The 12,382-nt window shown below is 61.5% G+C and carries 7 protein-coding genes; 6 read left to right on the top strand and 1 reads right to left on the bottom strand.

What is annotated here, in order from left to right; genetic code table 11:
- Positions 1 to 3: 3 nt before the first annotated feature.
- Both V8689_RS21885 and argR read left to right on the top strand, forming a co-directional pair.
- The gene (locus tag V8689_RS21885; RefSeq protein ID WP_003193620.1) at positions 4 to 768 is read left to right on the top strand and encodes an ABC transporter ATP-binding protein; all 765 of its coding nucleotides are present in this window, start codon (positions 4 to 6) and stop codon (positions 766 to 768) included.
- 218 nt (positions 769 to 986) lie between these two features.
- Positions 987 to 1,967 (top strand): transcriptional regulator ArgR, encoded by a 981-nt coding sequence (argR, locus tag V8689_RS21880; protein WP_014719597.1) that lies wholly within the window; start codon positions 987 to 989, stop codon positions 1,965 to 1,967.
- Between the two features lie 7 nt (positions 1,968 to 1,974).
- Here argR and V8689_RS21875 read toward each other — a convergent pair whose 3' ends face one another.
- A complete protein-coding gene (locus V8689_RS21875; protein WP_223816952.1) occupies positions 1,975 to 7,014 on the bottom strand; it encodes a leucine-rich repeat domain-containing protein in 5,040 nt (1,679 codons plus the stop codon).
- 301 nt (positions 7,015 to 7,315) lie between these two features.
- Here V8689_RS21875 and V8689_RS21870 point away from each other — a divergent pair, with 301 nt between their 5' ends.
- The 4 genes from V8689_RS21870 to astD all read left to right on the top strand — a co-directional run bounded on the left by V8689_RS21870 (position 7,316) and on the right by astD (position 12,311).
- Positions 7,316 to 8,536 (top strand): aspartate aminotransferase family protein, encoded by a 1,221-nt coding sequence (locus V8689_RS21870; RefSeq protein ID WP_056787727.1) that lies wholly within the window; start codon positions 7,316 to 7,318, stop codon positions 8,534 to 8,536.
- A 212-nt stretch (positions 8,537 to 8,748) separates the two neighbouring features.
- A complete protein-coding gene (gene aruF / locus V8689_RS21865; protein WP_003175655.1) occupies positions 8,749 to 9,768 on the top strand; it encodes an arginine/ornithine succinyltransferase subunit alpha in 1,020 nt (339 codons plus the stop codon).
- Positions 9,769 to 9,819: 51 nt separating this feature from the next.
- Positions 9,820 to 10,845 (top strand): arginine N-succinyltransferase, encoded by a 1,026-nt coding sequence (gene astA, locus V8689_RS21860; protein ID WP_003193612.1) that lies wholly within the window; start codon positions 9,820 to 9,822, stop codon positions 10,843 to 10,845.
- The gene (gene astD / locus V8689_RS21855) at positions 10,842 to 12,311 is read left to right on the top strand and encodes a succinylglutamate-semialdehyde dehydrogenase (RefSeq protein WP_162259484.1); all 1,470 of its coding nucleotides are present in this window, start codon (positions 10,842 to 10,844) and stop codon (positions 12,309 to 12,311) included. The genes astA and astD overlap by 4 nt, the downstream gene beginning before the upstream one ends.
- Positions 12,312 to 12,382 lie beyond the last annotated feature (71 nt).

Here is a 12,382-nt window from a genome sequence, read left to right as displayed (position 1 = left end):
CGCATGTACAAGCTTGAAGTCCAAGACCTGCATAAACGCTATGGCAGTCATGAAGTGCTCAAAGGCGTGTCCCTGGCCGCCGCCGCCGGTGATGTGATCAGCATCATCGGCTCCAGTGGTTCGGGCAAAAGTACCTTTTTGCGCTGCATCAACCTGCTCGAGCAACCCCACGCCGGCAAGATTCTGCTCAATAACGAAGAGCTCAAACTGGTCGCCAACAAAGACGGCGCCATGAAGGCCGCCGACCCCAAGCAGTTGCAGCGCATGCGTTCGCGCCTGTCCATGGTGTTTCAGCATTTCAACCTGTGGTCGCACATGACCGCGCTTGAAAACGTGATGGAAGCGCCGGTGCACGTGCTGGGCGTATCGAAGAAAGAAGCCCGTGAAAAGGCCGAGCACTATCTGGCCAAGGTCGGCGTGGGCCATCGTAAGGATGCGTTCCCCGGCCATATGTCCGGCGGTGAGCAGCAGCGCGTGGCGATTGCCCGCGCCCTGGCGATGGAGCCAGAGGTGATGCTGTTCGACGAACCGACCTCGGCACTCGACCCTGAGCTGGTAGGCGAAGTGCTCAAGGTGATGCAGGACCTGGCCCAGGAAGGCCGCACCATGGTGGTGGTGACCCACGAAATGGGCTTTGCCCGTGAAGTCTCGAACCAGTTGGTGTTTTTGCACAAGGGCGTGGTTGAAGAGCGTGGCAACCCTCGGGAAGTGCTGGTGAACCCGCAGTCGGAGCGTTTGCAGCAGTTCCTCTCTGGCAGCTTGAAATAATCAAGACTGCCACCCACCCCCTGTAGGAGCGAGCTTGCTCGCGAAGGTCGTCAACGATAACGCGCCAAGCTTGATACCCCGTGTCGTTCTCAGGTTTTTCGCGAGCAAGCTCGCTCCTACAGGGAAGCAGGTCTTCATTGTTTTTGAGATTTGTGTTGGTTTACGGGCTAGCATTGGCCCACAGCTTCTTTCACTGTTTTCGCTTTGGATAGCACTCCATGACCGCCCACAAAATTGGTTTCCTGATTTGGCCCAGCACAAAAGCCCTTACGCTTGCGCTGGCTGAGGAGGCCTTGCGCGTTGCCCAGCGGGTGCATCCGGATGTGATCTACGAGCTGTCGTTTTTGCTCGCCGAGCCCGCCGTCGAAGGTGCCTGGCAACTGCCGGGTGAGCCGTGGGCCGGTAAGCTGGAGGGCTTTCAGAAGCTGTTCCTGTTGGCTGACGAACCGCCGACGGTCATCGCTTCGCCACTGAGTTCGGCGCTCAAGCAGCTTGTTCGGGCGGGGTGTGTAATCGGCGGCTTGTCGGCGGGTGTGTACCCACTGGCCCAGCTGGGTCTGCTCGATGGCTACCGCGCCGCCGTGCACTGGCGCTGGCAGGACGATTTCGCTGAGCGGTTCCCCAAGGTCATCGCCACCAGCCATCTATTTGACTGGGACCGCGATCGCCTTACCGCCTGCGGCGGCATGTCGGTACTCGACCTGTTGCTGGCGGTATTGGCCCGTGACCACGGTGCCGAACTGGCCGGTGCGGTGTCCGAAGAGTTGGTAGTGGAGCGCATCCGCGAAGGCGGCGAGCGCCAGCGTATTCCATTGCAAAATCGCCTGGGTTCCAGCCATCCGAAGCTGACCCAGGCGGTTTTGTTGATGGAGGCCAATATCGAAGAACCGCTGACCACCGACGAAATCGCCCAGCACGTGTGCGTGTCACGACGACAGCTTGAACGGATCTTCAAGCAATACCTCAACCGCGTCCCCAGCCAGTACTACCTGGAATTGCGCCTGAACAAGGCGCGCCAGATGTTGATGCAAACCAGCAAGTCGATCATCCAGATCGGCCTGTCGTGCGGCTTCTCCTCGGGGCCGCACTTCTCCAGCGCCTACCGCAATTTCTTCGGCGCCACCCCTCGCGAAGATCGTAACCAGCGCCGCAGCAGCAGCCCGTTCGAGTTGTCGTCGGTACCCTCCGAGCGCGGTTGAGCGGCGCTCAGGGTTCGTTGTCTGTTTCGGATGAAGTCGGGGAGCTTGAGCCAGAGTCGTCTGGCGCCGGTTGCCTGGCTTGCGCCACGTCGAAATCCACCGCCGTGCGGTTGTAATAGCGACGCAGGATGGCAAGCGCCTCGGGTGAGAAGGGGTTGTCGCTCAGATCAAAACCTGCCGCTGCGTCCGGGTCCACTTCAATCAGGTCGGTGGGCAACTCGGTGATACGGTTATCGCTCAGGTTCAGTTGGGTGAGCGATGTCAGGTTGAACGCGCCGCGCGGCACTTCAGTAAGCCCGGCGTTTTCCATCATCAAGGTCGCCAGGCCGGACATGTTGCTGACATCGGGGGTCAGCCCCAGTGGGTTATCGCTCAGGTCCAGGTAGTTCAGGTCGTGCAGGTCGCTCAACGCTGCGACACTTTCGGGGGTCAGCCGCAGTTGGCATTGCGTCAGGCTGAGTGTATTGAGCTTGGGCAGCTTGAACACGGCAGCGGGAATGTCTTTCAGGGCATAGCGGTCAATCAGCAGGCTCTCCAGGTTGGGGAAGCGTTCCAGAAAGCCTTCGGGTATCGAGGTGGTTTCTTGCGCTCTCAGTTCCAGCTTGGAAACGTGCTTGAAATCCACATTCAGTTTCGGCAGGTCGCCCAACAGTGGCAACGTCAGGACCATTTGATGGGTTTGGGCCAGCGTGTCATGACTGAAGTCCAGGTCGGTCTCACGTCGCCAGACTTGCTCCAGCAGGCCTCTTATTTCCCCGCGCATGAGCTGCTGCTGTGCGCGAACCTGTTCATCCATGGGCAGGTCCGTGAACGGGTAGCGCGCGGGCACATCCGCCACCCATTCTTGCAGGTCGGCCTGCAGGCGTTCGTAGTCGGCCTTTAGGCGCACCAGTATCGCCATTGAATCGTCCAGCCCACCTGGCAACCTGAAGATAAATTGATTGGCCTCGTAGGTACTGTAGGTCGGGTAAAGCGCTTGGACCAGGCGCACCTCGGCTGGGTTGGCGTCGGCGCCAAAGTGTTGCCCGGTGTTCTGGCAGTAGGTTTTTATCCGTTCAAGCGTCGTGCGTGAGAGTGGGTTGCCGGAAAGGTCGAAGGCCCTGGCGGCGTCGGCGGGCAGGGAAAACAGGGCGTCGGGCAGTCTGCGCAGGAGGTTGTTGCTGAGATTGGCGCTGACCAGCCGAGGCCGATTGAGCAGGCCGGAGGGGAAGACGGAAATCCCGCAGCGCGCAAGGTTGAGCGTACGCAGGTTGGCCATGTTTTCCAGATTGGGCGCCAGCGCCAGCGGGTTGTTGGACAGGTCCAGGGTGTGCAGCTCGGCCAGGTTGGCCAGGGCTGTACGGCTTGGGGTGGTGAGGTTGAGTTCGCAATTGCGCAATACCAGTGCATTGAGGCGAGTTAATGCGCTGACCTCCTCGGGCAGTGTTCTGAGGGCGATGTCGCTGATAGCCAGCCGGCGTAGCCCGGGAAAGTGCCCCAGGAAGGCCGGCGTGCCACGGGTGGTCAGGTAGCCCAGCAACTCCAGGCTGGTGATGTGCCCGAAGCTGGCCTCCAGTGTCGGCAGTTCGCCGTAAATGGGCTGGTTGAGTTGCAACAGATGCCCGTTATCAAACGCGGCGTCCCGGGGTGTGTCGTGGCGCCAGGCGCTGATCAGCCGTTGCGCCCAGAGCCGACGATTCTGCTGTTCAGAAGCAATTCGCCAGCGGCTCAGGGGTAGGTCAGTGCCCACAAGGGTTTGTGGCACGTTCTGCTGCCAGGCTCTGAGGCTGGCGTCCAACTGCGAGAACTCGTTCTTCAAAAATTGAAGGGTACCCAATGGCGTACCGGGGTCGTTGTGCATGGCAGCGAGTACGGCGGTCAGCTCGTTTGGGCTCAGTTGCGGGTACAACTCGTGCAGCCGCGCCTCGAGCGAGACAGCGTCGTTGCTGCTACCGGCAGTGGATGGGCTGGCGTCGTAACCTTCCATGCCGCCGGGCAGGCGCATCAGGGTGGGGTCGTAGGAGGGTTTGAGCAGCGGTACTTCGGCCAGCAGAGGGCCAAGCTCGTCACGTGCCAGCGCATGTTGGCGCAGGGTTTCTCGCAGGTGCGGGCCTTGGCCGATGTGCATATTCAGCGCGTCGCGCTGCGCATCGGGCAGCGCCTGGAGCACGGCGGTGTAGAAGTCGGTTTCGCCAAGCAGGGTGCCCTTGCTGTCTTCGGGAATGTAGCCGCCGTCGATGGTGCGCACCAACAGGCGTCGGATGGGCGCCTGGGCAGGGCCGATGGCGTCGTGTAGCTGGCCGGTGCGCTTGAAATCGCGGACTTCCAGGCGCACCTGGGGCGACCAGCCCGGCAGTTTTTCCAGGGAGTGCAGGGCGAGTCGATGGGTGTCGCCGCTCTCCAGCGCGCTCATGTACAAGCCTTCATACGCCCGGCTGATTCTGACCTGATGGGCTGCCCAGCGTGCACGTTCGACCAGGTGCGAAGGCAGTGTGCCCTGGTCGATGTCGAGCAGATCCTGGCCGCTGGCACCGCGCAGCACTTCTTCGGCCGCGCTGACCGGCAGGCCGGGCGTGCTGTCGATGACCTTCTGAACACGCGCATCGGTGGTCAGCTCCAGGCCTCGATAGCGTGAGTCGAACATCGAAGCGCGTTTATCCTCGGCTTTGCGTGCCAGCTGTTTGCGCAGCTTGGCGGCGCGCACATGCAATTGAGTGGTGGGGGTGCCGAAGTCTTCTTCCAGCAAAGTCTTGCGTTCTGGCTCGTCGAGGGTTTCCAGCAGGGTCTTGAGCAGGTCGCCGTTGTTCATCTGCGCTTCATGGATTTGCGCCACTGCCGCATTTTCCCGGCCTGGGTGTTCCCATACCGTTTCGCCTTTGGCGTTTAGAAAGCGCAGGGTCTTGGTTTCGGGCCACAGGCCGGTCTGGCTGAGCAGCCAGAGTTGGGTCTGCGTGTCGGCTTTTTGATAAACCTGCGGGTCGTCGCTGTTCATCTGGTCGATGAAGTCTTGCAGTTGCTGGTCGATGTGAATGCGCTTGAGGCTGTCGGCCAGTAACGGCGGGGGCGGCTGGCGGTCCATGTAGAGTTTGCGCAGGGCGCCCTCGTCGGTGCTGCTGATGCGCTGTGCCTGTTCCAGGCCGGTTTCGCTGAGGCTCTCGGCGGGCGGGCCGAGGCGGCGCAGCAAGGTGCTGCGGTCCCAGGTCAGCGGGCGATCCAGTGGGGTCAACCAGGCACCCTTGCCATTACCGATAATGGGCGGTTGGTAGGCATGCATGTGGCTTGGGTGCACCAGCACGGTGTTGTCCGCTTGTTGCTTGACGGCGAAGTGTTGCCCATCGAGGGGCAGGATCTGTTTGTCCCCGTAGGCATGCAATCCATCGGCCTTGGGGCGTGAAGCGGCGGGCAACTGAAGGTCGTGGGCGTAGGGGCTCAGGTCCGGGTTCCACAGGCGCGTTTTGCCGTCGTGCGAGGTGACCGGGTGCAGGCGCTCGAAAAACGCCCAGACCTCCCGAGGCAGTGCCTGGCGTAGCAGCCCTTCGGCAATCGGTGCGCCGACCGCGAACATACCCAATTGCACCATTTGCTCCAGGATCGACATCAGGTGCCCGAACGCCTGGCGCTTGAGGCCTTCGGCCCAGTCGACGATGCCTTCGAACACGTCGTCGAGCAGTTGATAGGCGGTGTAGCCAAGCATCAGCAAGCCCAGGGGGGGAATGAACGGCGTGGCGATAAAGGCGACGATTTCGAGCAGGGTTTTGCCGATTTTTGCCACGACGTCCCAACGTTGCCAGCGTGCCTTGCTGTCGGCGTCGGCGGTGGACACGGCAATATTGCGCGCGTCATTGAGCAGCCTGTTGAGTTTGCTTTCGTAGAGGTGCTCGTACAGATCGCCCGTGATTTTGGTCGCGTGCAATTGCAGCTTGGGGTTGGCCACCGGTTCAGCGCGCCAGGTCGGCCTGGGGTCGCCGGGGATGGGGGCGTGCCAGGTTATCTGGGACAAGCGGTTATTCAGGTTGGCAAAGAAGTAGGCGCGGTGTTCGTGGCTGATAAAGCGGCTGAAGAACGCCTGGTAATCGGCGTCGCGCAATTTGCGGGTCAGGTCTTGAATGAATGCGATGCCGTCGCGGTAATACTTGAGCGGTGCCTGCGGATCGCCGGGGATGTACGCCACCACGGGCACTGCGCTGTGATGCAGTTCCAGGTCGGCGGCGAACAGCACAATGCCGGCCAGCGGCGCGTCCATCAGGCTCAGGTCGTGGCTGAGCAGGGTCTTGCCTTCCAGTGTCAGGCCGCTGATGCCTTTGAGCTGGGCCTGGAGCGTGCGCAGTACGGCTTCGCTGCCGTCCTTTTTCAGGCGCGCCAGGTGCACGGCGGCTTGTGCCTCAGCCTTCAGGCTGTCGATGACGGTACTGCGCAGCGCGCTCTTGCGGGTGGCGTCCTGGAAACCGAAAAATGTCTTGAGGTAGGCCTGGTATTGCGTGCCGATGTCCAGTTCACGGCAGAGCCGGATGAAGGCCTGGATGCGGACTTTGCTATTTACTGAGGGCAAGGTGTCGAATTGCCCGGTGGCAGAGGGTTGGGTGATGAAGCTGGAGTCTGCGGTGTAGGCAGCTTTCTTGCTTTCTGCTGCATCAAAGTTGTGCAGCGCGGCGTCCACCAGCGACACGGTCCAGGCTTTGACGCCGCCGGTTTCTATGGGGAACAGTGGGATCGTCAGGGGCGCATACAGGCGCAGATGGGTGGTGCTGACATCGATGTCCACGCCCCAGCGGGTCTTGAGCGCCTGTTGCAAAAGCGGTGCGGCGAAGGCCTGGGGTGTCTTGAGGTCGGCCAGTGCCGCGTCTACTTTGCTTTGCGCGGTCCAACTCTGCTCCATCGCCTGCTTGAGAGGCGCGTGTTGCTGGCGGCTGGCGTCGGCCTGCCAGTCGGCGACATCCAGTGGCGCAGTTTTCAACGCTTGGCGCTTGTCATCCGAGGCGTTTGCCAGCCAGGCCGGCAGGCGTGTGTGAAACCCAGCAGGCACTTGGGTGGCGGCGACTGCGAGGCGTTGGCTGATTGTCGTGGGCACGGGGCTGATCCTTCAGTGGGGGTGAGTCACTGTCATCACAGCAAGCTTGATGGGTTCACGGGCAGCAGATAGTTAAGGCATCAGGCGAAAATCAGCGGGCCGTGCCTCTGCCTCTCACCGAACGCAGCGTTTACACTGCGCCATTGCGACGCAATATGTCGCATTGCCGTAAACCCGCGTAAAACCGGGGTTGGCGCTATAAGAAGTTGTCGCTTGGCGACAAGGTGGCGCTGAAAACTGTCCTTACAATCCCTGCATCGCCCGCCAGTTCCAGGCAGGCGTTCCTCTTCAGGAGACTCCGATGTCCGTTGAGCAAGCCCCGGTGCAACGTGCCGATTTCGACCAAGTGATGGTGCCCAACTACGCACCTGCTGCCTTTATCCCCGTACGTGGCGCAGGTTCGCGCGTTTGGGACCAGGCCGGTCGCGAGCTGATCGACTTTGCCGGCGGCATCGCGGTCAACGTATTGGGCCATGCGCACCCGGCGCTGGTCGGTGCACTGACCGAACAGGCCAACACGCTGTGGCATGTCTCGAACGTGTTCACCAACGAGCCGGCCTTGCGCCTGGCCCACAAGCTGATCGATGCCACCTTTGCCGAGCGCGTGTTCTTCTGCAACTCCGGCGCCGAAGCCAACGAGGCCGCCTTCAAGCTGGCCCGTCGCGTGGCGTTCGACCGTTTTGGCAGCGAGAAGTACGAGATCATCGCCGCGCTGAACAGCTTCCACGGCCGTACCCTGTTCACCGTCAACGTCGGTGGCCAGTCGAAGTACTCCGATGGTTTCGGGCCTAAAATCACCGGCATCACCCACGTTCCTTATAACGACCTGGCTGCGCTGAAAGCGGCGGTGACCGATAAGACCTGCGCCGTGGTGCTGGAACCGATCCAGGGCGAAGGCGGTGTACTGCCGGCCGAGCTGGCTTACCTGCAAGGCGCTCGCGAGCTGTGCGACGCTCACGACGCACTGCTGGTATTTGACGAAGTGCAAACCGGCATGGGCCGCACCGGCCACCTGTTTGCCTACCAGCATTACGGCGTGACGCCCGACATCCTCACCAGCGCCAAGAGCCTGGGCGGCGGCTTCCCGATTGCGGCGATGCTCACCCGTGAAGACCTGGCCAAGCACTTGGTGGTCGGCACCCACGGCACCACCTACGGCGGCAACCCGCTGGCGTGCGCGGTAGCGGAAGCGGTGATCGACGTGATCAACACCCCAGAAGTGTTGGCGGGTGTGAATGCCAAGCACGACCAGTTCAAGGCGCGCCTGGAGCAGATCGGCAAGCAGTACGGCATCTTCACCCAAGTGCGTGGCATGGGCTTGTTGATCGGTTGCGTACTCAGTGATGCCTTCAAAGGCAAGGCCAAGGACGTGTTCAACGCGGCCGAAAAAGAGAACTTGATGATCCTGCAAGCCGGCCCCGACGTGGTGCGTTTTGCGCCGAGCCTGGTGGTGGAAGAGGCGGACATCAATGAAGGCCTGGATCGTTTTGAGCGTGCTGTGAAGACGTTGACGCAAGCCTGATAGCGACACATTTTATTGGCCGGACCTGAACAAATGTGGGAGCTGGCTTGCCTGCGATAGCATCACCTCGGTGCCGTTGATAGACCGAGTTGTCTGTATCGCAGGCAAGCCAGCTCCCACATGGATCTGCTTACACATTGAGACCGATGTGTATCCGGGGCCCGTGTCCGGTATTTTTTCCTCTGTGAGTTTTCGAGTTAAGGAGTGACACCATGCTGGTGATGCGCCCCGCGCAAATGGCTGATCTGGGCGAGGTACAGCGTCTGGCTGCGGACAGCCCGATTGGTGTCACCTCCTTGCCGGATGATGTGGAACGCCTGAGCGACAAGATCGCGGCCAGTGAAGCGTCCTTCGCCGCCGAGGTGAGTTTCAACGGCGAAGAGAGCTACTTCTTCGTGCTGGAAGACACCGAGACCGGCAAGCTCGCCGGCTGCTCGGCCATCGTCGCCTCGGCCGGTTACTCCGAGCCGTTCTATAGCTTTCGTAACGAAACCTTCGTGCACGCCTCCCGCGAGCTGAAGATCCACAACAAGATCCACGTGCTTTCCCAGTGCCACGACCTTACCGGCAACAGCCTGCTCACCAGCTTCTATGTGGTGCCTGAGCTGGTCGGTTCGCCGTGGTCCGAACTCAATTCCCGTGGCCGCCTGCTGTTTGTTGCCAGCCATCCCGAGCGCTTTGCCGACTCGGTGGTGACCGAGATTGTCGGCTACAGCGACGAGAACGGTGACTCGCCGTTCTGGGATGCCATCGGTCGCAACTTTTTCGACCTCAACTACGCCGCTGCCGAGCGCCTGTGTGGGCTGAAAAGCCGTACCTTCCTCGCTGAGCTGATGCCGCACTATCCGATCTACGTGCCGCTGTTGCCGGACGAAGCGCAAGAGGCCATGGGCCAGGTGCACCCGCGTGCGCAAATCACCTTCGACATCCTGATGCGTGAAGGCTTTGAGACTGACCATTACATCGACATCTTCGACGGTGGCCCGACGCTGCACGCACGGGTGTCGGGCATTCGCTCGATTGCCCAGAGCCGCGTGGTGCCGGTGAAGATCGGCGAGATGGTCAAGGGCGTCGGTCGTCAGTACCTGGTGAGCAACGCGCAGTTGCAGGATTACCGTGCGGTGATGCTGGAGCTGGACTACGCGCCCGGCAAGCCAGTGACCCTGGACCTGGCGGCCGCCGAAGCCCTGGGCGTTGGCGAAGGCGCGAGCGTGCGTTTGGTTGCGGTATAAAAACAGAGTTTCGCGGGTGGCTGACAACAGCGGCCCGTTCGAGGAGATAGCATGATCGTTCGTCCCGTACGCAGCAGCGATTTACCGGCCTTGATTGATCTGGCGCGCAGCACCGGCACCGGCCTCACCACCTTGCCGGCCAACGAAGAGCGCCTGACCCACCGGGTTGGCTGGGCGGAAAAAACCTTTCGCGGCGAAGCCGGGCGCGGCGATGCCGACTACCTGTTCGTGCTGGAAAACGACGAAGGCCGCGTGGTGGGAATCTCCGCCATCGCTGGCGCCGTTGGCCTGCGCGAGCCGTGGTACAACTTCCGGGTTGGGCTGACCGTCAGCGCTTCCCAGGAACTGAATATCTACCGTGAGATTCCGACGCTGTTCCTGGCTAACGACCTCACTGGTAATTCCGAATTGTGCTCGTTGTTCCTCCACGCCGATTACCGCAACGGCCTTAACGGTCGCATGTTGGCCAAGGCGCGCATGTTGTTTATCGCCGAGTTCCCGCAACTGTTCGGCAACAAGATCATTGCCGAGATGCGCGGTGTGTCCAACGACGCCGGGCGTTCGCCGTTCTGGGAAAGCCTGGGCCGGCACTTCTTCAAGATGGAGTTCAGCCAGGCCGACTACCTCACGGGCGTGGGCAACAAGGCGTTTATCGCTGAGCTGATGCCCAAGTTTCCGCTGTATAGCTGCTTTCTCTCCGAAGACGCACGCAATGTGATCGGCAAGGTCCACCCGGACACCGAGCCGGCCCTGAGCATGCTCAAGAGTGAAGGCTTCAGCTACCAGGGCTATGTGGATATTTTCGACGCAGGCCCTGCGGTGGAATGTGAAACCAGCAAGATCCGTGCGGTGCGCGACAGCCAGTCACTGGTGTTGGCCATCGGCACACCGGGGGACGACGCCACGCCGTTCCTGATTCATAACCGCAAGCGCGAGGAGTGCCGTATCACCGCCGCTCCGGCCCGACTGGCGGCAGGCACTCTGGTGGTCGATCCGCAGACCGCCAAGCGCCTGCAATTGGTGGTGGGTGATCAAGTGCGTGCTGTTGCGTTGTCTGCTGCTCGGGAGTCGAAATAATGAATTCGCTGTATATCGCAGGTAGCTGGCTGGCCGGCCAGGGTGAACTGTTTGAATCGCGCAACCCGGTGACCCAGCAAGTGCTGTGGGCCGGCAATGGCGCCAGCGCCGAACAGGTCGAATCCGCCGTGCAGGCTGCGCGCCAGGCATTCCCGGCGTGGGCCAAGCGCCCGCTAGAAGAACGCATCAGCGTGCTGGAAACCTTCGCCGCCGCGCTTAAAAGCCGTGCCGATGAAATCGCCCGCTGCATTGGCGAAGAAACCGGCAAGCCCCTGTGGGAGTCGGCCACTGAAGTCACCAGCATGGCCAATAAGATCGCGATCTCGGTGCAAAGCTACCGCGAACGTACCGGCGAGAAGAGCGGCCCCCTGGGCGACGCCACCGCTGTGTTGCGCCACAAACCCCACGGTGTGGTGGCGGTGTTCGGCCCTTACAATTTCCCTGGGCACTTGCCCAATGGGCACATCGTTCCGGCGTTGCTGGCGGGTAATACCGTGCTGTTCAAGCCGAGCGAGCTGACCCCCAAGGTCGCCGAGCTGACCGTACAGTGCTGGATCGAAGCCGGTTTGCCGGCGGGCGTGCTGAACCTGCTGCAAGGCGCGCGGGAAACCGGCATCGCCCTGGCGGCCAACCCAGGCATCGACGGCCTGTTCTTCACCGGTTCCAGCCGCACCGGCAACCACTTGCACCAGCAATTTTCAGGGCGCCCGGACAAGATCCTGGCCCTGGAAATGGGCGGTAATAACCCGCTGGTCGTGGACGAAGTCGCCGACGTGGATGCGGCGGTGTACACCATCATCCAGTCAGCGTTTATCTCGGCAGGCCAGCGTTGCACTTGTGCTCGCCGCTTGCTGGTGCCTGAAGGTGCCTGGGGCGATGCCTTGCTGGCGCGCCTGGTGGCGGTGAGTGCGAGCATTGAAGTAGGTGCTTTCGACCAGCAACCGGCGCCGTTCATGGGCTCGGTGATCTCCCTTGCTGCGGCCAAAGCGCTGATGCAAGCCCAGGAACTGATGTTGGCCAATGGCGCCGTGGCGCTGCTGGAGATGACCCAGCCTCAGGCTCAGGCCGCGTTGCTGACCCCTGGCATCATCGACGTGACCGCTGTGATGGAACGTGAAGACGAAGAGCTGTTTGGCCCGCTGCTGCAGGTGATCCGCTACGCGGATTTTGCCGGTGCCATCGCTGAGGCCAACAACACCCAATACGGTCTGGCCGCTGGCCTGTTGTCGGATTCCGAAGCGCGTTACCAGCAGTTCTGGCTGGAAAGCCGCGCCGGTATCGTCAACTGGAACAAACAGTTGACCGGCGCCGCCAGTACCGCGCCGTTCGGTGGTGTCGGGGCGTCGGGCAATCATCGCGCCAGCGCCTATTACGCGGCGGATTATTGCGCGTACCCGGTGGCGTCGTTGGAAACGCCAAGCCTGATAGTCCCGGCAACGCTCACGCCAGGTATAACGCTGATCTAAATGTGGGAGCGGGCTTGCTCGCGAATGCGGTGTTTCATTCAACATTTGAAGTGACTGAACCACCGCTTTCG

This window comes from Pseudomonas sp. AK181 (genome assembly GCF_051122975.1).
GTDB lineage: Bacteria > Pseudomonadota > Gammaproteobacteria > Pseudomonadales > Pseudomonadaceae > Aquipseudomonas > Aquipseudomonas lactis.
The sequence above is the reverse complement of the archived record's forward strand: the minus strand, read 5'-3'. Positions and strand labels throughout refer to the sequence as shown.

What these genes read in the sequence shown, in the direction of transcription:
- argR (WP_014719597.1), top strand. Translation starts at nt 987, where the DNA reads ATGACCGCCCACAAAATTGGTTTCCTGATTTGGCCCAGCACAAAAGCC.
- V8689_RS21885 (WP_003193620.1), top strand. Translation starts at nt 4, where the DNA reads ATGTACAAGCTTGAAGTCCAAGACCTGCATAAACGCTATGGCAGTCAT.
- aruF (WP_003175655.1), top strand. Translation starts at nt 8,749, where the DNA reads ATGCTGGTGATGCGCCCCGCGCAAATGGCTGATCTGGGCGAGGTACAG.
- astA (WP_003193612.1), top strand. Translation starts at nt 9,820, where the DNA reads ATGATCGTTCGTCCCGTACGCAGCAGCGATTTACCGGCCTTGATTGAT.
- V8689_RS21870 (WP_056787727.1), top strand. Translation starts at nt 7,316, where the DNA reads ATGTCCGTTGAGCAAGCCCCGGTGCAACGTGCCGATTTCGACCAAGTG.